At 44.0% G+C, this 24,124-nt stretch carries 17 protein-coding genes; 9 read left to right on the plus strand and 8 right to left on the minus strand.

Annotated features, from left to right (window positions below):
- Window positions 1–141 precede the first annotated feature (141 nt).
- From DQQ10_RS12095 to DQQ10_RS12125, 7 genes are all read left to right on the plus strand, one after another.
- Window positions 142–687 carry an RNA polymerase sigma factor gene (locus DQQ10_RS12095; protein ID WP_112747133.1) on the plus strand — a complete coding sequence of 182 codons (546 nt, stop codon included), beginning with the start codon at window positions 142–144 and terminating at the stop codon, window positions 685–687.
- Window positions 671–2,143, plus strand: a complete 1,473-nt coding sequence (locus DQQ10_RS12100) for an outer membrane beta-barrel protein (protein WP_112747134.1) — start codon at window positions 671–673, stop codon at window positions 2,141–2,143. Before DQQ10_RS12095 ends, DQQ10_RS12100 begins: the two co-directional genes overlap by 17 nt.
- 95 nt (window positions 2,144–2,238) lie before the next feature.
- The gene (locus DQQ10_RS12105; RefSeq protein WP_133259628.1) at window positions 2,239–3,294 is read left to right on the plus strand and encodes a hypothetical protein; all 1,056 of its coding nucleotides are present in this window, start codon (window positions 2,239–2,241) and stop codon (window positions 3,292–3,294) included.
- A gap of 162 nt (window positions 3,295–3,456) precedes the next feature.
- Window positions 3,457–3,975, plus strand: coding sequence for a GNAT family N-acetyltransferase (locus tag DQQ10_RS12110; protein WP_112747136.1), 519 nt, complete (start codon window positions 3,457–3,459; stop codon window positions 3,973–3,975).
- A gap of 18 nt (window positions 3,976–3,993) precedes the next feature.
- On the plus strand, window positions 3,994–4,563 hold the full coding sequence (locus DQQ10_RS12115) for a hypothetical protein (protein WP_185147032.1): 570 nt from the start codon (window positions 3,994–3,996) through the stop codon (window positions 4,561–4,563).
- 38 nt (window positions 4,564–4,601) lie between these two features.
- The gene (locus tag DQQ10_RS12120) at window positions 4,602–5,414 is read left to right on the plus strand and encodes a VanW family protein (protein ID WP_112747137.1); all 813 of its coding nucleotides are present in this window, start codon (window positions 4,602–4,604) and stop codon (window positions 5,412–5,414) included.
- Between the two features lie 133 nt (window positions 5,415–5,547).
- Window positions 5,548–6,447, plus strand: a complete 900-nt coding sequence (locus tag DQQ10_RS12125) for a DUF1338 domain-containing protein (protein WP_112747138.1) — start codon at window positions 5,548–5,550, stop codon at window positions 6,445–6,447.
- Between the two features lie 48 nt (window positions 6,448–6,495).
- Here the strand turns inward: DQQ10_RS12125 and DQQ10_RS12130 are convergent, their stop codons facing one another.
- From DQQ10_RS12130 to rhaT, 5 genes are read right to left on the minus strand one after another with little or no spacing between them, the layout of a single operon-like run.
- Window positions 6,496–7,830, minus strand: coding sequence for an FGGY-family carbohydrate kinase (locus tag DQQ10_RS12130; RefSeq protein WP_112747139.1), 1,335 nt, complete (start codon window positions 7,828–7,830; stop codon window positions 6,496–6,498).
- 11 nt (window positions 7,831–7,841) lie between these two features.
- Complete coding sequence (locus DQQ10_RS12135) at window positions 7,842–9,116, minus strand: sugar isomerase (RefSeq protein WP_112747140.1); 1,275 nt, start codon at window positions 9,114–9,116, stop codon at window positions 7,842–7,844.
- A gap of 7 nt (window positions 9,117–9,123) precedes the next feature.
- Window positions 9,124–9,438, minus strand: coding sequence for an L-rhamnose mutarotase (gene rhaM, locus DQQ10_RS12140; protein ID WP_112747141.1), 315 nt, complete (start codon window positions 9,436–9,438; stop codon window positions 9,124–9,126).
- 18 nt (window positions 9,439–9,456) lie between these two features.
- On the minus strand, window positions 9,457–11,580 hold the full coding sequence (locus tag DQQ10_RS12145) for a bifunctional aldolase/short-chain dehydrogenase (protein ID WP_112747142.1): 2,124 nt from the start codon (window positions 11,578–11,580) through the stop codon (window positions 9,457–9,459).
- Between the two features lie 23 nt (window positions 11,581–11,603).
- Entirely contained in the window at window positions 11,604–12,665 is a 1,062-nt protein-coding gene (rhaT, locus tag DQQ10_RS12150; RefSeq protein WP_112747143.1) for an L-rhamnose/proton symporter RhaT, read from the minus strand.
- A 185-nt stretch (window positions 12,666–12,850) separates the two neighbouring features.
- On the opposite strand from rhaT, the gene DQQ10_RS12155 reads away from it, so the two are divergent.
- Together DQQ10_RS12155 and DQQ10_RS12160 are read left to right on the plus strand one after the other, a co-directional pair.
- Complete coding sequence (locus DQQ10_RS12155) at window positions 12,851–14,419, plus strand: sialate O-acetylesterase (protein WP_112747144.1); 1,569 nt, start codon at window positions 12,851–12,853, stop codon at window positions 14,417–14,419.
- 20 nt (window positions 14,420–14,439) lie between these two features.
- Window positions 14,440–17,304: a glycosyl hydrolase gene (locus tag DQQ10_RS12160; RefSeq protein ID WP_112747145.1), complete on the plus strand. Its 2,865-nt coding sequence runs from the start codon at window positions 14,440–14,442 to the stop codon at window positions 17,302–17,304.
- Between the two features lie 332 nt (window positions 17,305–17,636).
- Here the strand turns inward: DQQ10_RS12160 and DQQ10_RS12165 are convergent, their stop codons facing one another.
- The 3 genes from DQQ10_RS12165 to DQQ10_RS12175 all read right to left on the minus strand — a co-directional run bounded on the left by DQQ10_RS12165 (window position 17,637) and on the right by DQQ10_RS12175 (window position 24,046).
- Complete coding sequence (locus tag DQQ10_RS12165; RefSeq protein WP_112747146.1) at window positions 17,637–19,496, minus strand: RagB/SusD family nutrient uptake outer membrane protein; 1,860 nt, start codon at window positions 19,494–19,496, stop codon at window positions 17,637–17,639.
- A 21-nt stretch (window positions 19,497–19,517) separates the two neighbouring features.
- On the minus strand, window positions 19,518–22,748 hold the full coding sequence (locus DQQ10_RS12170; protein WP_112747147.1) for a SusC/RagA family TonB-linked outer membrane protein: 3,231 nt from the start codon (window positions 22,746–22,748) through the stop codon (window positions 19,518–19,520).
- A 161-nt stretch (window positions 22,749–22,909) separates the two neighbouring features.
- On the minus strand, window positions 22,910–24,046 hold the full coding sequence (locus tag DQQ10_RS12175; RefSeq protein WP_112747148.1) for a glycoside hydrolase family 88/105 protein: 1,137 nt from the start codon (window positions 24,044–24,046) through the stop codon (window positions 22,910–22,912).
- Between the last annotated feature and the right edge of the window lie 78 nt (window positions 24,047–24,124).

Genomic DNA, 24,124 nt, shown 5'->3' on the forward strand with positions numbered 1-24,124 from the left:
TTCACTCTAATCAGTGCAACCGCGACTATCTTGCTTGTGATATAACGCTGAGTTTATAATTTTCTTTTCACGTGCTGGCAACCCTTTCCAATTTCTATCCGTCCTGTGTCCGAATTGATTAAAACAGAATCCTCATCTGAAATGCATCTACTCATAGAAGGTTGCAAAAAGCATGATCGTGAAAATCAGCGCTTGCTGTACCAGCATCACTATGCGTATGCCATGAGCATCTGTTTGCGATATTCACGAACAAGGGAAGAAGCAAGGGAGATCTTAAATGACGGATTTATGAAAGTGTTTTCGAAAATAGATCAGTATAATCCGGAGACCTCCTTCCAAGGATGGCTTCGCAGAATAATGATCAATACGGCGATCGATCACTATCGAAAAGAAGAGAAACACTATCAGCAAGTTTCTATTGAGCGTGCGGAATATACGTTTACCACGTCAGCGTCTGCTGTGGAGGACCTCTCACATGCTGAACTCATGACGATGGTGCAGGCGCTGTCGCCGGCTTATCGTACGGTGTTCAATATGTATGTGATTGATGGATATACGCACAGAGAAATAGGAGAGATACTTCAAATTTCCGAGGGTACTTCTAAATCAAATTTGCTCAAGGCTAGGGAGGTCCTTAAAGAACGTCTTCAAAAACTTAACGTAACAGCGTATGCAAAATCTGTCTGACAAAGATATTGACAAGCTGTTCAAAGATGCTGCTGAAAATTATCAGCCTGGTTTTAATGCTGATGACTGGAAGGCGATGTCTCAAAAACTGGATGCAGAAGATCCAACACAAGGTGCGTTTGGATTTCGAAGCAATAAACCACTAACGGTCACCATCGTTGCACTCGTAGCGTTATTTATCGGTTGGTATGGTGCGGATCATTTTAATGCGCTTGCTTCGGATGTAAATGAAACTGCTTCTCAGCATGTCGCGACACACGACGATGTAGCGGTATCAAAAGAATCGGCCGCCGCTTCACAAGCTAATCATCCACCGAAAAGTGTTTTAAAGGAGTATCAACAAGACTCAGTAGCATCGGAGAGTGAGAGTGGTCTCAAACAAAAATCAACAATAGCGAAGGGCCACGATCAATCGAATGACAAGGGAACGATTTCGAATGTGATTGCTAAAAGAAATTCTCAGTCCACTGTACAAGCGAATGTGTCAGGTGAAGATCGTGTGAAGGGTCAAATATTTTTATCTCAAGATGATGAAAATTCAAGGTATGATAAAAATAGTGATCACGATCGTCAGTATGCGAAAGCGGAGCAAGAGGATATTTCTGCAAACACGTTAACGCTGCGTAGTAAACATAATTCCCGTATCCATACGATAACACATGATGATAGTGTTCAGCAATCGTCGTCAATGACAGGGGCGTTGGATACAACTCAAAAGCCAAGTAATGATAGAAAGATATACAAGCGAAATAAATTGACTGAACAAGTAGAAGACGAAGTTGATTCGGTAAAAAACGTCGGTGTTGTGAAGGAAGATAATCAGCAAACGCTTACTATCGAAGATGAGCGTACGGAGAATGATGAAGACCAAGAGTTTTATAGATTGTCATTACGCGCGTTGGTGTCGCCTGATTATTCTTCTGAACGATTTAAAGAAAAAGACAAGACGGGATTGAATTACGGTGTCGAGATTGGGTATTCTTTTACGAAAAATATTTCTGCACATGTCGGAGTTATTTCGTCGCGGAAGTATTACACCGCCGATCGTATTCAATATGATGTCTATGAAACTGATCGCGTAAAAGGTGACTGCCGGATGTGGGATATTCCGGTTAATATCCGATACCAATTCTTTCCGCAAAAACGGAATGCATTCTTTATTGGTGTAGGGTTGTCTTCATACTTTATGGATCGTGAATATTATACGTTCGAGGTGCAGACTGCCTACGATAGACAACAATATAAAATGGAAGTGAAAAATGGAAATCAAGAATGGTTTAGGATGATGAATGTTAGTGTTGGTTTGCAGCGTAGAATTACGAATCATTTTGCGATACAGGTAGAACCATTTGTGAAGGTGCCTCTTGCTGGCGTAGGCGCTGGGAAAGTTGAGCTTGCTAGCTTTGGAAGTTTTTTTGGTGTGCAGTATAGTTTTATGCACGCAGGACGTCGCTAAGACTTTTAACGCCGGTAACGGTTGACGTTGTCAGCTCGTGAATTCATTTTTTTAATTCTGAATAAATATAACAGTAGATATTAAAAGCCCATTGTATGAGAAAAATTTTTGCAGTAAGTAGGTTCGTTCCATTGATGTCGCTTGCGTTGTTGATGTCGGCGTGCGATGAGGAAGAAGTTAAAATTGAAGAGATAGAAAAGCCGGTAATTACTCCGAACATAGATCCTGATCCTGAACATGATCTCTATATTACCTATGATGAATCTATTGAAGGTGTTTGGACGCCGAAATATGTTGATCCTTCAGGGAAGGTAACGCTACTTGGCGATGGTAAGAGATCAGCTCAGACCACAGACATGTATGTTGATGAAGATCGAAATGTAATTATTGTGGGGACGGCGACGGATTCTGAGCGCATGTCGTATCCGGTAATCTGGAAAAATTCTGAACCCACATTACTCACCGATACAACGCTTCACCGTTACGCATCGGCACAAGGAATGAGAATACACGGCGACGACCTTTACGTTGTAGGTTTTGAATTTGGAATCAATTACCCGGCAGCGTGTTATTGGAAGAATGGTAAAAAGGTATCGCTTTCGAATGGTGAAACGAGTGGCGTTGCCACCGACATATGGATTGATGGCGAGGATGTATACGTTGCCGGGTCGATCAAGAATGCAGCGGGGAATCCAGAAGCGTATTATTGGAAAAATGGAGTGATTAAGAAAATTCCAGGTACGTATGCATCGGGTATTTTAGTGAAGGATAACTCACTTTATATCACCGGCGATTTAGGTGTTGCAAAATATTGGAAGGATGGAAATTTAGTGTCGGTCACGGGCAGTAAAAATACGGGTGTTGATATCGCACCGAAAAGGATGAAAATTTTTGGGAGTGATTTATATATGATCGGTATCGGCGAGTATTGGAAAAATGGCGAGGTTGTTACGATAGGTAACGGCGCCAAAGACGTTCACGCGACATACGATTTTGCGGTACAAGGTGACGACGTATATATGGCTGGCTTCAGACATCCGCGTGAAATCTATGAACCAACCTACTGGAAGAATGGTGTTCCAGTGTCGGTGACTGATGGTAAATTTAACGGCGGTGTTTCTGCCATTGTCGCGAAACCAAAAACGAAATAAGTCATAAAGTCCCTCTCTGGATTATTGGTCTTGATTTCCAAACGTTGTGTTAAGCCTGAGCATGTCTCGGGCTTTTTATTTTGCAAGGGGAGTATCAATAACTTTATATCAACGGTGACTTTTTTTGTTTACGTGTCTATCTTGTCAAGAAAAACATTAATCATGTCCATTTCTATAAGGCCGGCTAGTATTTTGGATTCAGATGCCATCGCGTTACTTCATTGCAATAGTTGGAGAACAACTTACCGCGGTATTCTTGCCGATGAATATCTCGATGACGATTTGTATAATGAACGCCAACGGTACTGGTATGCTAAAATCCAAATGCTGAAGGGAAATGAGTTTGTATTAATTGCCGAGGAGGAAACTGCTGCCGTCGGTTTTATAGCCGTATTGGATAAGCCTGAAGCGGCTTGTGATGCCTTTATCGACAACCTCCATGTTCGCGGTGACGTAAAAGGAAAGGGTATTGGAGCCAACCTGATGAAAGCAGCGGCGGAAATACTACGTGCGACAAATAGACACAGTGTATATCTGTGGGTGCTCAACGGAAACAATGCTGCTGCAGAATTTTACAAAAGAAAAGGCGCAGTCGTTGAAGATTCAACAACGGTGATTTTTGGTGGAAAGGAAGTTTTACAAACTCGTTTTGTGTGGAGATCGTTGGAAAAAATGTTATGATAGAAACTGGGAATTTTTATGAATAAATTGATCGCTTTTGTTGTCATCGTACTTTTTGCCTCGCTACTGGGTGGCGTTTATGGTGTTGTCCATGATCAATTAACCTACACAGTTTCCCATGAGTACTATACCAAGTTTAAATTTCATCAGTTCGCGTTGGTGAACGACGGTGCGCATGATATTCCTCCAAATGCGAGAGTATTGGTTTCTATTGTAGGATTCCTGGCAACTTGGTGGATGGGCACATTCATTGGAATTATTCTCGGAGCGATTGCATTAATTTTTCCGACGTGGCAAGAAATGGCGCGGGTGGCAATCAAAGCCTTTTCGCTTACGATGGTCGTTGCATTTGTGACGGGTATTGTGGGACTTGCTTACGGTTACTTCGTGCTAGGGACACAATCGCCAAGCGCATTCGAGCATTGGTATCTTCCCAATAATTTAGATGACTTCCGATCTTTTATCGCTGTAGGTTCGATGCACAACTTTAGCTACCTGGGTGGCGTACTGGGGTTAATGGTCGCAAAAATATCGATCTTTATTTATTATCAACGTAAACGTCAATTGTTGAAGCAACAAGTAAGATAGTTCGCCGTATACTTTTTGTATCATGCTTCGGTAATGCTATGCTGCTCAGCCAACGTCATCCATTCTTTTATTTCATTTCCGTTTGGTGCCGGCGGCTACAACGGTACGGGTATTGGTATTTTGGAAGAACGCATTTCGCCAATAAGCGTGACGAAACCAAGCTCGCCTATCGCGTTAAAAAACATCAGTCGGTGTTGCTGAAGAAACTCGGCGACAGTGACATGCAGCTCCAAATCAACAAGGTTACGAATTTGAAGATTGCTGCATCGCGTATTAATGGTGTAATCATCCAGCCTGGACAAACATTTTCATTTTGTAGAATGGTTGGTCGTCCCACGCGTAGAAAGGGATATCTTGAAGGCATGGAATTATCTTTCGGTGTAGCGCGTGCCGGTGTTGGCGGGGGTATCTGTCAAATAGCGAATTTGATCCATTGGCTCGTGATGCATAGTCCACTAAGCGTTACGGAAAGACATCACCATTCATTCGATCCTTTCCCTGATGATGGACGCGTGTTACCTTTTGGCAGCGGTGCGACCGTATTTTATAACTATCGTGATTACCAATTTACGAACAACACCTCGCATACCTTTCAGATCAATCTCTGGTTTTCTGAAAAATGCATCGAAGGGGAATTGCGCATAGATCAGGAACTCGAATATGCATACCATGTGTGGGAAAAGGATCACGCGTTTTTAAAAATAGATGGAAAATTCTTTCGCAAGAACGAGATCTGGCGCGACAAGATTTTGAAATTTGAAAGCGGTAGGGTGGTAGAATCGGAGCTTATCACCAAAAACTTCGCACGCGTTACGTACACGCCGGCGCAATATGAAGATTGTTGCGGTTAAAAGGCGCGGCGGAATCTATCACCGTTCCAGGCCGACGACCACTTGGTAGTAATTGCATAACATTAGTTTTTTTGCGAACCATGCTCCCAAAATAAAAACTTGCTACCTTTAGCATTCATTAACCTAAAATCCAATGACTCAAAAACTACAGGGCGTCCTCGATGGATTGATGTCCCGCTATAAGGAAAGGGTACCGGATGTTGCCGGTGTGATCAATGCAATGATTCGTGAAGGGGTAATCAATACAGCCGACGAAATCGAAAATGATCACATCGCATTTCGAACCATGGGCGTTGAACATCTTGGAATAAAATCACTCGAAAAGGTCTTTCTACACCTAGGATACACCAAGCGTGACTACTACTTCTTTCCTGAGAAAAAACTTAACGCCTACTGGTATGCACCACCATCTGAAACGTTCCCTCGTATTTTTATAAGTGAGTTGCGTGTTGATGATCTGTCGCCGGCGGTTCAAAAAACCATTCGAAAATATACAGACGAAGTAAAAAGTGATCCTGTTGATGCACTTGATTTGAACGATGTTAAAATAGTTGATAATTTCTTACACAGCAGCTTGTGGCAAACCCCGCTACTTGAAGACTATCTCGCGTTGGCGAAAGAAAGCGAATACGCCGCGTGGGTAATTTATAATCGGTATTATTTAAATCACTTTACCGTTAGCGTTCACAATCTCAAACCTGGATATAATACGATCGAAGCGTTTAATGCTTTTTTGGAACGCAATGGTTTTATTCTCAATGACGCTGGTGGAAAATTTAAGAAGAGCCCTGATGGCTTACTCCTGCAGAGCTCAACGGTTGCTCAAATGATCGAAGCGGAGTTTGCAAATGGAAAGAAACATATGATTGCTGGCTCTTATGCTGAGTTTGCGGAACGAAAGGTTCGCCCTGAATTTAGTCACATTCCTGCCAGTGAAATAAAACGTGAACATCGTCGGGAAGGATTTGAAGCACAAAATGCAAACAAAATATTTGAGAGCACATACCAATCGCAAACCAGTAAACATGGTTGATATCTAAAATCAGAAGCGCCCGATGGCGCTTTTTTTATCTCCAATTCGTCAGCTCACCATCGAGCTTGCCCCGGTGTAGTATCGAAGCGCAATGACATCTGACTCGAGTGGCTGTTTATTCCAGTGTTGATGAATGGCCATGGCAGCACCTAATGCACTTGCTTGCGCCATCGCAGCAGCGTAAACCTCGATGCTTGGAAATGCCTTTGCCAAAAGGTTCATGAAGATTGCATTCTTGCTGAAACCTCCATCGACGAAAATTCGCTTCACCTGCATGTTGTTCAATACAAGTTTCGTTGAGGTCACTTGATCATCAACCAGCGCTTTGATTAACTGCGTGTATGCTAATTCATAAGTCTCATACACGGAAAGGTCGTGCTGTTCGAAATAGTTTCCGGGATATGCTACTAGCGTTGCGTTGTATCCGATGCTTTCATAATGATCTTTTGGTTTCTGAAAGTGATCCGCTAACCTGTTGATTTGCTTCTCGTGTTCATATCCAGAAAAAAGTCGTGACGCTTTTACCGGATTCCCTTTGTAAGTTAGATAACAAAGACATCCTTTCTCTAACTCCTCTACGGTGAGCGGGTCGTCGGTGAATGGATTTAGACTAATACACCAGGTGCCGGTAGATAGTAGTAAAAATGGCTCATTGAAACTTACTAAATAAGGGATGAGCGCAGCGGAGCTGTCGTGTAGACCAATACCACACAACATATTTTCTTCGTTGCTCGAAGGAACAACAGCGTCACCTGCTTTCATTGGCGCAAGCTTTTCGCGAATACCTTCTTTCTCTGACCAATCATGATAACTGTTCTGCGCGAAGTTCCAAAGGTTTGTGTGGCATCCAATACTTGTGATGTCGCTGTAATACCGTTTACTAAACAACGAGGCAATGTATTGCGGGAGGTGAAGGCTTACGTTGATCTTTTTGAATAACGCGGACTTCGCATGCTTTAACCAATACAACTGCATACCTGAATTAAGATTTCCTAACACAGGTGATGCTGTGAACATCGAAAATACCGACTCACCACCGTAGTCTGAGTAAAATTTCCTTTTTAGCGATTCTGGAAATGGCTTTAAGTAGTTGTATAAATCGGTCACCGGTTTTTCGTCATAGCCAAGGTGAACGAAACTCGCGCCGTATGTGGATACGTTTATCGCCTTGATGTCGAATGAAGGACTATTATTGGCTTCCTGAAATGACGCGAGTACCCATTTTGTTAGCGCATGCAGATCTTCGCAAGAATCACCGTCATCGTCAATGATTTCTTCAATTTGCGTAGATTGCTCAAGAACGATATTGTAGCGCTCATCAAAAAGAAAAAGTTTCTTGTTGGTTTTTCCGATATCAAATATTGCAATGACAGGTTTTGCCATACAGCTTGTAGTTAAAGGCCTGTAGCAACAGTTTGTGTGCCGCGCTCTTTGATCAAGTGTTCGCGTACCTTCAGTGTTCTGAATAATTCCAAAGGCTGTAATGCTGCGCCTGAACGTAGACGAGCTTCCGCTACCAATGGACGTACATCTGTGCGATAAGCAACCTGAAGAATTTCTTGCGCTAAAGCGACATCATTTTTTTGACGCGCATACTCCAAGGCTTTTTGGTCTATCAGTAGCGCTTGTGCATACGCGATCATGATTGCCTCGACGGATTGAAGTAAATCTTCCAACGGGTCCTTCACATTGTGAGAAGCATCGATCATCCAACCAAGTCCTGTGGCGTGGTTCATGTGTCGCGCGTCCATACCTTCCACGAGCTCGTTGAAAATCAAAAACAATTGATAAGGATTGATACTGCCTACCGTCAGATCATCATCACCATACTTTGAGTCGTTGAAATGAAATCCACCCAGCTTGCCTTCCATGAGTAGCAGCGAAACAATTTGTTCGATGTTGGCATTTGGCAGGTGATGTCCGAGGTCTACGAGCGTGTAGGCTTTCGGCCCGAGTTTAGAAGCATATAATAATGATTGTCCCCAATCGCCCACGGTCATCGAATAGAAATTGGGTTCGAAGGCCTTGTACTCGACAAACATTTTCCAATCATCCGGAAGTGCGCCGTATATTTTTTGAAGGCCGTCTAAAGTATTTTCAAACGCCTTTCTAAAGTTTAGTTGCCCCGGAAAGGATGATCCGTCGGATAGCCACACCGTTATTGAAGATGACCCCAATTCTTTTCCGTAGTGAATCACTTCGAGGTTATGTTCGATAGCCTGATCTCTTGTGGTTTTGTCTACATGCTGAAGTGATCCGAATTTATAGCTGTGCTGTTGGCCCTTTTGGTCTTGAAATGTGTTGGAATTAACGGCATCGAATTTAATGTCGAGTTGCGCCGCCAATGCCTTAATCGCTTTGGGATTTTTGGGAATATCCCAAGGGATGTGAAGTGATACAGCACCACTCGATTTGTTCAATGAATGGAGTAAACCGATGTCTTCGATTTTCTCTTCAAGACTTCTCGGTTCACCGGCTCCCGCGAATCGACCAAAGCGTGTTCCACCGGTACCCAGCGCCCAACTTGGGATAGCAATTTGAAACTCAATCAGCTTTTCGATGATGTGGTCGCTATTGCTGACCCAGCTACGCACATAGTCTATCCGTTGTTGATGTGTTGAACGGTGTGCGTGATTGTGTTCTTCAATCTGATATTTCTCGAGTTTCATAATAGCGTTACGGTAAGTGGAAAACTTCTTTTAAAGGCAAGCTTAACGGACTTTCATCTTCGTTTGTCTCCATGATATCTTTCATGTGATGCCACCATTTTTTCATGACAGGATGCTTCGGTAAGTCGTTGAGTGCTTCTTCCTTTGAAATTTTGAGAACGCCGAAGAGACTCAGAGTCTGCTCATCCAGGAAAATGGAGTATTCTCGAATTCCGGTTGTACGAAGGAGTTCTTTCAATTCTGGCCAGATTTCATCGTGGCGTTTTTTGTACTCCTGAATCTTTCCAGGAAAAAGTTTCATTTTGAAGGCTACACGTTTCATCTGTGGAATTTAGTGAAGTTATCGTGTGAATGCCATGCCAACACCACCATCGACGTTCAGTACATTGCCTGTCGATTTATTAAGTGCGCCGCCCACGAAGACGAAACACGCTTGCGCGATATCTTCCGGTAAGATGATTTCATTCAGTAATGTACGCTTTGCGTAATACGCGGGGAGGTCAGCAACACTCACGCCGTAGGCCTTTGCTCTACCTTCAGCCCAGCCACTTGACCAGATTTTACTATCGGCAATTACGGCGTCAGGGTTAACGACATTGACTCTAATTTTATCAGCGCCCAGCTCAGCAGCGTTGAGACGACTGAGGTGTAATTGTGCTGCTTTTGCTGAGCCATAGCCGGCGTTATTCGGACCAGACACAAGCGCATTTTTACTTACAATGTTGATTACATCACCGCCCAATGCTTGCTTACGCATCACACCAACGCCAGCTTGCGTTGTGAGGAATTGTCCCTTCACCAATACGTCGTACAGAATGTCCCAATCTTTTTCGGTGTGATCTTCCAAGGGTTTCGAAATAGAAAGACCAGCGTTGTTTACAATAATATCGACACCACCGAAAGCGAGTGAGGCCGTTGTCATCGCATCCCCAATGCTATCAGATTTGGTAACATCGAGAAACGCTTGCGCATACGTATCTCTGCCATATTGTTTCTTGAATTCTTCACCTGCGTCGTGTAAACGTGTCTCATCATTATCGCTCAATACGACACACGCGCCTTCGTCTGCAAATTTTTTAGCAATAGCCTTTCCGATGCCACCTGCACTTCCGGTGATCAAAGCAATTTTTCCAGAAAGTGATTTCGGCTTTGGCATACGCTGAAGCTTGGCTTCTTCCAATAACCAGTATTCGATATTGAATGCTTCTTGATGTGGAAGTGATGTATAAGATGAAATTGCCTCGGCACCTTTCATCACATTGATCGCGTTGATGTAAAACTCTGCTGCAACGCGCGCGGTTTGTTTGTCTTTGGCGAAAGTGAACATGCCCACGCCAGGGTAAAGAATCACAACAGGATTCGCATCGCGGATAGCCGGGCTGTTGGGATGCTTACACTTGTCGTAGTATGCCCGATACATGGAGCGATACGATTCGAACGCTGGCAAGAGTTTCTCTTTAACACTTTTGATGTCATTCAAATTTTCTTCCGGTTTCAACGCAAGAACGAGTGGACTTATTTTCGTTCTTAGGAAGTGGTCAGGGCAACTGGTACCCATCGGCGCAAGTTTGTCGAGGTCTTTGGAGTTTATAAATTCCAACACGCGTTCATCGTCGGTGAAGTGACCCACCATGCGTGTTTGACTCGAGCAGAACCCACGCAATATTGGCGCGAGCGATGCTGCTTGTGCAATGCGTGTAGATTTATCGAGACTATTCAATTTAGCGCCGCCAAAAACGGGTGCTCTTTTTCCAAAGTTTTCTGAAAGATAGGTAGCACAGCGTTCAACTACTTCGAGTGTGTTGATGTAACATTCGTATGCCGTGTGGCCCCATGTGAACAGTCCGTGAGATCCTAGCATGATGCCGCGAATGCCCGGGTTTTCATCGAGACATTGTTTGAGTTTTAAACCAAGATCGAAGCCCGGACGTTGCCAATCAACCCAACCGATGGTGCCGTTAAAAAGCTCTTGTGTTATTTTCTTGCCGTCTTTTGCAGCAGCGATGGCGATTGCAGCATCGGGATGTAAGTGATCAACGTGTTTGAATGGAAGAAATGCGTGCAGCGGTGTGTCGATGGAGGGCGCTTTTGAAGCGAGATCATAGATACAATGATTAAAAAGTTCAACCATTTCATCTTCGAATGCAACGCCTCTATAGATGTTTTTTAATGCCCGTAGTCGATCGACATAAAGTGCTGCGAGTCCATTGCGCTTCATGGTGCCGATGTCGCCGCCGGATCCTTTCACCCACATGATTTCTGTATCCTTTCCGGTAAGCGGATCTTTTGCCATCGCTTTACACGATGTGTTTCCTCCGCCATAGTTTGTCAACCGCAGATCTGCGCCAAGTAAGTTGGAGCGGTAAATCAGAAGTTCCACTTCATCACCATTCAGTGTTGCTGCCTTCTTTTCGTCCCACAAGTAACTGACGTGTTTGAATTGTGTTTGAGTTGTCGTTGACATACGTAATGTATTAATAATTTGTGCTAATGCTGTGGTAATGCGTTTCCATATCCGACGATAATGACCGACGCGAGTATGGTGAGAATCCCGATAAAGATCGTGATACGTGTTTTGCTTTGAACACCTTTCCATTCTTTCAATGCGATTCCCCATACGTTAGAAATCAGAATGATGAATGCCATGTGTAATATCCAAGAGCTCGCACCATTGCCGAGTTTACTTTCGCCCATGCCGTAAAAGAAAAATTGCAAGAACCACGTCGTCCCCGCGATGGCTGCGAAAAAATAGTTTGATAGCAATGGTGATTTTTTATTGGTGTAGTCACCGAAAGTTTTATTACGTGCATTGAGAATCATACACCAAATGAAATTTGTTGTGAGTCCTCCCCAAAGCAACACAACATACGTCACGTTATTTTGAAACAACGGATTGTAACCTTGACGCACAGCTTCTTCTGCTAATGGCTTTCCCGCTTCAATGCCAAAATTGAAACACGCGCTTAATATTCCGGATACCGTAGCGACAACAAGTCCTTTTGTAAGATTAAATTCTGCAATACTTTGTTTACGCTGCTCTTCGGGTAAATCCTTTTCTTTTAGAACGCCAGCGCGCCCACAAATAATAATGCCTAAAATGCAGACGGCAACACCCAGTAATACCAACTGGCCGCCGTCGCTTGCGATCATCTGTGAAAAAGAAATCTTACCGGCTGCTGGAAAATAATTGTAGTAGATCGTTGGTATGAGCGCGCCAAAGGCGGCACAATATCCGAGTATCACAGAATTACCGAGAGACATTCCCAGATAGCGAATGCCTAGCCCATACGTTAAACCACCGATGCCCCAGAGGATACCCATCAAAAACGTAACACCTAACATGGTGGTATCCGCATTGCGAATGATTTCAGCGAACCCCGGAATCGTTAGCCACGCTGCGATGGGAGGAACAATAAGCCAAGAGAAAAGACCACCGATAATCCAATAGCTTTCCCATGACCAGTCCTTCACCTTTTTGTAAGGAATGTAAAAACTACCTGAGGCAAAGCCTCCAAGAAAGTGAAACAGTACGCCCAGAATTACGCCCATGCTTAGAATTTAAATTCGACCATGATCTTCTGAAACAATGTTACCAATCAACCGATGTTTACCTGTCATGTACTGTCATGCTTAGCGCCACTTTTTTCTCCGCAAAACAAAAATCTTAACGGATAGTACAGGACACTCCGGGCTGTAATCGTAAGTACCTTTCAAAAAAGTGCTAGGTAACATCAATGAAGGGTAATTTAATAAATTCAGTCTGCTATTCGCTTATCGCGTTGCTACTCGTTTTCACGACACACGCTTTCGGTCAGGTTAAAGTCGCGGGTGTATTTGGCGATCACATGGTGCTACAGCGCGGTATGCCTGTACCTATTTGGGGATGGAGCCAACCAGGAGAGCAGATCACGGTGAACTTCAACAAACAGAAACAGTCTACGGTAACACGCGAGGATGGTCGTTGGGAAATGAATTTGCCAGCGATGAAAGCAGGAGGTCCATTTTCGTTGAATGTGAACGGTAGTACTACCGTTGTATTTCGCGATGTATACATTGGCGATGTGTGGCTTTGCTCTGGACAGTCCAACATGGATATGACAGTAGCGCGCGAAGATCGTTATTGGTGTGGCGTCTTTAACGAAGCACAAGAAGTTGCCACTGCCAACTATCCATTGATTCGTGTGTTCGATGTTCCCTTTCACCCGACCGACACGTTGCAAGCAAATGTGATAAGCTCGTGGGAGATATGTTCACCAAACACCGTGGGTCATTTTTCTGCCACAGCATTTTTCTTTGCTCGCGAATTGTATAATCGATATAAAATTCCAATCGGCTTGATCACGAGCGCGTACGGCGCTAGTACAGCGGAAGCATGGACGAGCAATGAAAAGTTACAATCACATCCTCAGTTGAAATTCCTTCTTGAAGAATATGCAGCAAAATGCAACGCTTATGACACGAGTAAATACGCACAAGAGAAATACAAATCTGCTTATGAGAAGTGGAAGACTGAATCAATCGCTGCGATAGCTGCAGGAAAAGATAAACCGCGCGAACCAAAGAACCCTGATCCGAAAAAAGATCAACATAGTCCTGCCGTTTTATTTAACGGTATGGTAGCTCCGTTGATTCCATTTGCCATCAAAGGTGCTATTTGGTATCAGGGAGAATCGAATGGACCGACGGCGAAAATTTATGATAAACTGATGCAAGCGTTGATTGAGAATTGGCGCGTGGCTTGGCGTCAAGGGGATTTCCCTTTCTTATATGTGCAATTGGCGAATCATCAAGCGTTGATAGATCAACCCGTGAAAGATGATCCGATGGTTGTGGTAAGGGAAATGCAATTGAAGAATTTGTCGATTGCCAATACCGGTATGGTGGTGGCGATCGATAATGCGAACCCTGGAGATCCGAATGATATTCATCCGAAAAATAAACAAGAGATTGGAAAGCGATTGGCCTTACTGGCGCGCGCAAAAGTATATGGTGAGAAGAATCAATTTTCCGGCCCGCTATATAGCAGCATGGTTATCGAAAATAATGCGATTAGAATATCCTTTAATCATGTTGGGAAGTCGTTGGTGATAAAAGGGGATATCCTTAAAGGTTTTGCGATTGCTGGGCAGGATGGTAAATTCGTTTGGGCTGATGCGCGTATCGAAGGGAAGACGATTGTTGTGTCAAGTTCAACCATAGCGAGACCTGTTGCCGTGCGTTATGCTTGGGCGAAAAATCCGCAGGCAAATCTTTTCAATGACGCGGGGCTGCCGGCATCACCCTTTCGAACTGATATTGAGTAAACTTGAATTGATCTTGTGATATGAAGCGATATTTTTTACAGTATTTATTTTTTGCATTGTGCAGTATTTCGGTATTCGGACTTCAACACGAAGTATTATCACAGCCTGCATGGTCCACAATATCACGTGAGCATAAACCGTGGTCGCGATGGTGGTGGCATGGAAGCGCGGTAACAAAGGAAGGTATTACGGCAGAGCTCGAAGCATTTAAACGTGCTGGCCTTGGTGGCTTGGAGATAACGCCCATCTACGGTGTTTTTGGTACGGAAGATAGATTTGTAAATTATTTGTCGCCGCAGTGGATGGATTTGCTTGTTCATACGTTGCGAGAGGCAGAACGATTGGATCTTGGAATAGACATGGCCACAGGAACAGGTTGGCCATTTGGTGGACCATGGGTGAAGGAATCGGATGCGTGTAAGACGATAGAATACAGCGTGTACGAATTGTATGGTGGTGAGTCGCTCAAAGATAAGATTAGATTCACACAACCTCCATACTTGCGTATCGTCGGAAATCAACTGTACGAAGGTAGCGTGCAAGATGAGTCGACGCGCGTAAAGTTGCCCACTGCGACGTTAGAGAATTTACAACACCCCATAGAATCAAATAGAAATCTCCAGGCGCTCGCAATAGATCAAGTAAGATTTGCAAGGCCGCTGAAGTTGGTCGCGCTTCATGCTTACGACGAAAAAAATACGGTTGTTGATTTGATCAAGAAGGTAGGTCACGATGGTAGTTTGCAATGGGTGGCACCGAAAGGGAAGTGGAAGATCTATGCCGTATTCGAAGGCTCGCACGGAAAACTCGTTGAGCGCGCTGGACCTGGTGGCGAGGGAAATGTAATCGACCATTTTTCGCAGGAAGCTCTTAAAAATTATCTCGCACATTTTGATAGTGCTATGCATGGTCACGATATCAATTCACTGCGTGCTTTTTTCAACGACTCTTATGAAGTTGACGATGCAAAAGGAGCAGCGGACTGGACACCGACTTTGTTCGAGGCATTTAAAACCAAACACGGTTACGACCTTCGCGATCATCTGCCGGCATTGTTCAATCGCGACGTGAATGTTGAAAAGAATGAAAGGATTCTCTGTGATTATCGCGAAACGATTGCAGAACTTGTACTTAGAAATTTCACTCAGCAGTGGAAAACGTGGGCGCATGAAAAAAAAGCTATCGTTCGGAATCAAGCGCATGGCTCGCCTGCAAACATTTTGGACTTGTATGGCGTTGTTGATATTCCTGAGATAGAAGGGACTGAACCGTTGCGCATTAAGATGGCCTCGTCATCGGGTAACGTCATGGGCAAGAAGTTGGTGTCTTCCGAATCGGCAACATGGTTGAATGAACATTTCGAGTCTAACTTATCCGACATAAAAAGTGCGATTGATTTATTTCTACTGAATGGTGTAAACCATGTTTTTTATCACGGTACATGTTACTCGCCACAAGACGAGCCATGGCCAGGTTGGTTGTTCTATGCTGCTGTGCACTTGAATCCAAGAAATCCGCTTTGGAAAGATTTCGGAACGCTCAACAGCTACATTGCAAGAAGTCAGTCGATTTTGCAGTCGACAACCGCAGATCACGATGTGTTGCTTTATATGCCGATCTATGATCGCTTCTCGGTGCATGGTCCAGAGATGATCGAGCACTTCGATGGACTTGGTAAACAATTTCAAAATACGTCATTCGAAAAGTGCGCCACGGTAATGCATGAGCGTGGATATACTTTTGACTTTATTTCAGATAGTCAATTGACGAATTCAACAGTTGAGAAAGGAAAAATTAAAACAGAAGGTGGTGCAATCTATCAAACGATTGTCGTTCCGAAATGCAAATATATTCCTCAAAAGACCCTGATCGCGCTGAGAACTTTAGCATCAAAAGGAGCAACAGTTATTGTAGCAGACGGATTTCCAGAGAAAGTTTCTGGATACGCTGATTTGGTAAAAAATCAAAAGGCATTTGAAGAAACAAAATCAAAAATGATTACCGACGCAAAGGTGTTCCGCGGTGATGAACTAGAGTCGATGTTGACTAAAGCAAATGTTAAGCGCGAGACGATGGTTGATGACGGAATTCGTTTCGAACGGAAAAAAAATAGTACGCAGCAGTCAGTCTACTTTGTGGTGAATGAATCGGAGCACTCATTCGAGGGATGGATCTCCTTGAATAAGGTAGCGACATCGGTGTTATTGCAAGATGCTATGACGGGAGAATGGGGCGCAGGAAAAATGAAAGAAGGTAAAGATGGCGCAGCGGTATTTGTTCAATTGACGCGTGGTCAAAGCATCTTTATTATGGAAATGGAAAATACTTCGGCAGTAAAAGAGTTTCCCTATGCAAGGAAGCATGGAGAAGCCTTTTCGATCGCTACGCCTTGGACGATCACATTTGAAGAAGGAGGTCCCTCGTTGCCGACCGAGATCACAACGTCTACTTTATCATCATGGACAGATTTCAGTGGCGATGGTTATAAAGCGTTTTCAGGTACTGTAAAATATGTAACAACATTTCAGCGCCCTTCGACGATTGCTAATCGATGGCTGCTTGATCTCGGTGTGGTGAAAGAAAGTGCGTCTGTAGTTTTAAATGGTAAGCGAGTCGGGACACGCATTGGTCCGACGTATCAACTTGCAATTGATAATAGTCTATTGGCTGATCAGAATACACTTGAGGTTTATGTTTCGAACCTGATGGCAAATCGCATTGCAGATCTCGATCGCCGCGGTGTAGTATGGAAAAAATTTTACAACGTTAACTTTCCTGCGCGGAAAGAGGAGAATCGTGTACACGGTTTATTTGATGCATCGCATTGGAAGCCGCGTACGTCAGGCATGCTCGGACCTGTGTTACTTCAGCCGCTGGGCGATTAGAATTGTAGTAGCGGTATAGTGCAGGACAGTTGTAATTAACCGCGTCGTTATTTTCAACACAGCTATCAAAGGGGTTTGATAGTGGGTTAACTTCGATTGGTTTCTTGAAGGTCGTCAGCGTGGCGACCTTTTTTTATTCGCTACTTGATGATATTGCAATTCAGCGATAGTGACGTAAGTGAAATTTGTACACGTGATTGACTGTGGCAAAGTTTTTTTGAACACTATGAAAGTATAAGTAACCGCTGCGTTTTCGTTATCCTAATCATCTCACGGAAATAAAAAAGCCCAGAATAAATATCCTGGGCTGTAATAGTGATGGTATGTTTAGGCTACCATCCCGGGTTTTGTTCCGCTTGTTTTTCTTCCGGCGTTAGCGGCAGGCCATTTTTTAGATTCGTGTCGAAATATACCTGCGGAATTGGGCGGAGGTTGTGCTTCTCCGTGATGTTTGGCTTCGCCTCTGCGTTAAACAATTGCGCACGTTCAACAAGTGTTTTTGTTCTCGAGAGGTCCATCCAACGATGTAACTCACCCATCAACTCGCGTGAACGTTCATTGAGCATGAAATGAATGAACATCGACTCTTTTGTTGTTGCTGATGGTGGATACATTTCAGAATCGGTTTCAGGACTTCCCGGTGTGAAGAAATTTTCCGTGGCTTGCATTGATGCTTCAGTGCTTGTCGTCTCGCCGTACGGTAGATCTTCTGCGATGTAATAAATGTTGCTTCTTACTTCATTTGCTTTGTAGGCGGCACGCGTTCGTAAGGCGTTGAGGTATTCAAGTGCTTTTGCATATTCACCTTTTCGTCCGTAAGCCTCGGCCGCAATCAAATATGTTTCACCCAAGCGTGCGAGAATTCCATCGCGTGTTCCTTTTTGATCGGCAACACTCTGACGGAAAGGATCAATGTACTTCGAGAGCGAAGGGAAAATGCTTAAACCAAATGATGAGGTTGTTACGCCATTGCCACCTTCGAAGGTACGAACCATTGTTGTTGCGGCTTGCTTTTTTATAAACGCTTCATCGAAACGATCATCATCCAAAGCATTTACAATGTAGATCAAAGATGTATCTCCAATGTTGAATTTAAATTGCCCTACTTGGCCCGGTGTTGGCGCATTGGTTGCGTCCCACTTGGGCAAGGATGCTGGATTGTTAGCGATGTAAGCCGTCTTAAAGCTTTTGTAGAATCGTGAGTCGTTGGCTCTGTCATAGATATCGAGTGCGTAATCAGTAGGACGTAATCGTTGGAATTCACGACCATTGAGGATGTCGCGTATCATGCCCGGTTGATTTTGATAGATTGATAAAAAATACAAATGTGTTTGATTGCCGTATCGCCCTAGTTGACTTTGTGTGTTGTCGAATTGAGATGCTAGAATAATTTCTGCATTCTGTTCATTAGGTCCATTCACAGCGGTGTAGCGGAACAGGTCGTTGTAGTCTACTGCTAACTTTCGCGTTGAGTTCAGGATGACTTCATCGGCGAAGTAGGTAGCGCTGTCAAGGTCCGTTGCTTTGCTGAATGCTGCATTGAGTTCACTCGCGCGCGTTAAGTATGCTTTCGCCAGAAAGTGTTGTACGGCATATTTGGTGAGACGACCATTCTGTGTAACGCTGGTGGGCAAGAGGTCAAGTGCTCTGCGGAGATCGCTTATTGCAAGCTGAAAAACTTCCTCAGCCGAAGAACGTGTATATTCAGTTTGAGGATCTGGATCCAGCTTAATGGGAACACCGCCAAATTGCATGACCAAGTTGAAGTAGCTAAAGCCGCGGAAGAAATACATCTCACCGAGTCTTGTGTTTTGTTTTTCGCCGGCCGGAATTACCGTTGGCACCATTCTAATGCCGAGGTTGGCAGTATTAATTTGTGCATACATCTGACTAAAGAACGGAGCGAGTATTGTACCGTTGGTGGGATCCAACGCAGCGACGTAAGTATTCCAAATCACGAAATCAGTACCGCCACCGTTGGTAAATTCATCGGTTCCATAATTTGTGAGCGCATAAGCCCATTCGTAGTTGTGATGGAAGCGTAGCGATTCATAGCCACCGTTTGTCAACGCTTCAATGCCTTCTTCAGTCTTGTAATAATCCTGAGTAAGGGTTGCTACAACTTCTTCTTCCAGAAAATCCTTACACGATAAGGGCAGGATTGCGATGAGAAGTAAAAATATTTTTTTCATGGTGTTTTCGATTGTCGATGATTAAAAGGCCACATTCAAACCAAATACTACGCTGCGTGTGGTGAAAGCAAATCCACTTCGGTTGGTACCGCCGATGGTAAAATCGGGATCGAGAAAATCTACTTTAGAATAGAGAAATGGATTAAGTACTTGTGTATATACACGCACATTGTTGAGTCTTGCACGTCGGGCGATGTCGGCAGGCACGGTGTAGCCTAATGCAATGTATCGAACTTTCACAAACGATCCGTCTTGATAGTTCATTGAGCTTAAGTGAACGGGAACGCCACCGTTTCCAAAATCGGCACGCGGATATTCGTTTGTGGGATTAGTGGGTGTCCAGTAGTCTACTTTCCGTGATGCGTATCGACCTTGCATATCCACGGCACCACCTTCAATGATTTGTCCCCAACGTGCGTAGAGTAACGCAGACAGTTCGAAACCTTTATATGAAAATGTGTTGGTCAAGCTGCCATTCCATTTAGGCGCTGCTGTGCCGACAATTTGTCGATCGTTATTGGGGTCGATTTTATAATCGCCGTTTACATCTTCTACACGAATGTCGCCGGCTTTATAGGTTGCGCCTTTTTCATTGAACTTCGCCATCTCGTCGGCATCGGCGATTTGCCAGATGCCGATCTTTTTGTAGTCGTAGTAAACTTGAAGTGGCTTGCCAATAAACCATGAACGCGTAATGTCATCTACGGCGCCGTTGTATGATTCGAGAATGCTTCCTTTGTTAATCGAAATTGTGAAATCTGTTTTCCAACGGAAGTCACCTTGCTCAATATTATTTGAGGATAGCGTGAGCTCAATGCCACGATTTTCTGTCATACCAGCGTTTACAGATTGTTGAGAGTATCCGCCGACAGGATTAAGTGTTTGACTCATGAGCATGTCTCTCGTCGTCGTAACGTAGTATTCGAGTGAGCCATAAATACGGTCGTTTAAGATTCCGAAATCAAGACCAAGATTGACGGTACTCGTTTTCTCCCATGACAACGTAGGGTTTGGTCTGCCACCTTGTTCACCTGAACCGCCTTTGGGATTCGACGGTACATATCCATTTGCAGGAAGGTTTCCGAATACATATGGAACTTGAATAAGCGCACCGAGTACCGTATAGGGTTCAATTGACTGATTACCCACAACGCCCACCCCTACACGCAATTTGAGTTCGCTCAACCAGGATGCACTGCTAAGAAAATTTTCTTGGTTTATTTTCCATGCGAGTGCCATCGAAGGAAAGAAATCCCACTTGTTGCCTTCTGCTAAAACGCTTGCGCCATCCCAGCGACCCGAAGCGGTTAACAGGTACCTGTCCTTGAAAGTATAGTTGACTCTCGCCATGTACGACATGAGCGTCCGTTTTGTATACGAGGATCCCCAGCCATCCAATGCTCCCCTTGCTGTTGAGCCGAGATTATACCACAGCTGCGTATTATAAGGAAGATTTGTTGCAGTCATCGAAGAATTTTTTCGATTCTCCATCGACGAGCTTTGCAACAGTGTTAAACCAATTTTGTGATTGTTGATGGTGCGATCGTAGAACATAAGATTCTCCAATGTCCACGAGATGTGTTTTTCATTGAAGGAACTGGCGTAGTTAGTAGATGATGGTGCACCGCCACCACGAAGCGCGGATTCTTTAAATTGAAATTGGCCGTTCTCGTAGTTTCTCATGTCAGGTCCGAAATTCACCCGGAACTTTAGTCCATCGATGATCTTCGCTTCTGCAAAGAAACTTCCCATCGTTCTTAAGGTTGACCTTTCGTTGATCACATAGTCATCTTCCATAATCGGATTGACGATCCCGATATCGCCACCGGGATAGTAAATGTATTTTCCGGTTGTGTCATAAGGCACTGCGAAAGGCAGCATGCCTTTAGCGGCCTCGTAAATTGTCCTTGCACCTCTCGATCCTCCAGCTGCATATCCATAATTTTGAATTCCATAGCTCGCCATCATCGAAGCGCCAACTGTTAGCCAGTCCGTTGCACGAAGTTCTAAGTTTAACCGCCCGGAATATCTTTTGTAGTCTTGACCTTGACTGGTTCCTTTTTGATTCAGGTATCCGCCTGAGAAAAATGTTCTGATGCGATCTGTTCCCATGCTTACACTAAGGTTGTGATCTTGTGTAACACCAGTTTGATTTACATAGTCTGTCCAATCGGTAGTAGGAACTTTAGATCCATCATATATTGGAACTTCGGTCACACCCCACAGCGCTTGTTCTTCTGATGTTGTAGGTCGCATCTTTGGGGTAAGCGTTGATTTGTCTTCCCAGGTATATCCTGCTGCGATTGACTCCCATGCAAACGGATCTGCGCCGAGAATTCTTTTGTCATCTACGGGATTAGGAAATGGCGTTGTGTATTTGCTTGCGTTTGTTAGAGATCGATATGCATTGCGGCGATACTCCGCATACTCCCCACCGTCAAACATTTCCATCAAATCGTTGATTTTTTCTGTATAGACTGACCCCGCATAATTTACTTGTGCTACACCATTCTTTCCTTTTTTTGTAGTAACGAGGATCACACCATTTGCTGCTCTCGAGCCATAGATCGCTGCAGCTGAAGCGTCTTTTAGAACTTCGATCGATTCAATATCGTGTGGATTGAATGCATCCATGCCACCGGATTGCAATGGAATACCATCTACGACATAAAGTGGTTCGCTACCTGCTCCAAGTGACCTTGTGCCACGAATACGAATTGTTCCCATCTCACCAGGTCTCGTATTCGAAGTAATATCTACACCAGCCGTTCTTCCCTGCAATGCCTGCAATGCATTTTGAACAGGCATCGCTTCTATTTGCGCTGACGTCACGCGTGCGATCGATCCCGTGATATCGCTTTTCTTCACGGTTCCATAACCGACTACCACTACTTCGCTCAAGGAAGTAATATCTGGTTCGAGTGCAATGTTGATCGTTGTTTGTGTTCCGACCAGCATCTCAACGGATGCGTATCCAATAGCGCTGACATGAAGAATAGATTCTGATGAGGGCACTCTCAAACTGAAGTTTCCATCGGCATCCGTGATGGTTCCGATATCCGTTCCTTTGATAGCAATACTCGCACCTGGAAATCCTTGTCCATCATCAGCAGAGGTTACGCGCCCTGTAATGGTGCGGTCTTGATAATAACTTGATGTTTCAGTTGCCAAGCTATACTGAAAGATCAGTATAAACATGGGAAAGAATAAGCACTGAAGTAATCGCGCTCGTGGAGATAAAATTCGATACATAATGAATCAGGTTTGGTTTTTGGGTACATCGCAATACAATGCGTGTGTATAATGAAAGTTACCTGACTCACTATGTGAAACTATCCTGTAGTATCCCGTTTGCGAATTCGTTTACATGACGTGTTATTTATTATCGATGATCAAAAAAGTAGTGATGAATTTTATTTTGTCATCTGATAAACTTCTCTTCCTGCTAAAAGAAAACATCCTAAACCATAGTCTTCAAAATTAGGAATGGATGTATGCGTGACGGGTTGTCCATCTTTTGGTTCTTTACCCGTTCCTTGTACATAACCAAGAAAACCATTTGGGTGAACGGAATCATTGAGCATTCCATTCCACGCTTTAATGATAATTGGTGCATATCGCTTAGCATCAAGGTATCCGTTGTTCACCCCCCATGCCATTCCGTACACGAACAATGATGTACCCGTAGTTTCTTTGCCACCATAATTTGTTGGATCGTGTAGACTTACATTCCAGAAACCATCTTTGCGTTGAATAGGAATGAGCGCTTCTGCCATTGCTTTGAAATCATCTTCATATTGTTTTCGATGTGGAACGTCTTTCGGTGCAATATCCAATACACGTACGAGCGCGGCGAATACCCAACCATTTCCGCGCGACCAATAACAATCTTCGCCATTGGGCTCCGTGTAAGGAGGATCGAAATCTTTATCTCGCCACCATAAATTGTCTTTTGTATTGAAGAGGCCATTGTCACCGTGTTTGTTTCGGGTGTACATATACATTTCATACATGCGTTCCCAATATGCAGGCTCTTTATAGACCACACCGAGTTGTGCAAAAACTGGCATCGCCATTTGAATGGCATCCACCCAACTCCAATCGTCAATTTTATCGGTACGCATCATACTATCGATAGATGCTTTGATTTTTTCAATCTTGTATGGTTGAGGATCCATCACGTACATGTCAATATACGTTTGACCAGCACATTGATTGTCTGCATTACGCGTGTAGGTCTCACCATCACGCAAATCCCATTGATGGAAATCTGCCCAACGTTTTGCGTAGTCGAGGTATTCGGGTTGCTTATCAATTTCATACAGGGCCATCAATCCTTCATAGTACACGCCGCGGGTCCAGATGTTACTTGCGCGTGATCGTTCTGTAACGATTCGTTTCCCAACATCGGGCCATGCATTCATGAAATATTTATTGGTAATACGCATCGCATCGAGTGTTTTTTCCCGCGTAGGAAATTTCTTTTGTGCGACAGTGGAAATCACATTAAGTGAACAAAGCAATAGAATGGAGGCGACTGTTTTCTTCATTTCAGGAATGATCGTTTCAGATGCTGAAGGTAGTGGATGTTTGCGCTTAAACTCTCACGTACTGTCCTGTATTCGAAA

Origin of the sequence: Pseudochryseolinea flava (genome assembly GCF_003286915.1) — a bacterium.
Classification (GTDB): Bacteria; Bacteroidota; Bacteroidia; order Cytophagales; family Cyclobacteriaceae; genus Ohtaekwangia; species Ohtaekwangia flava.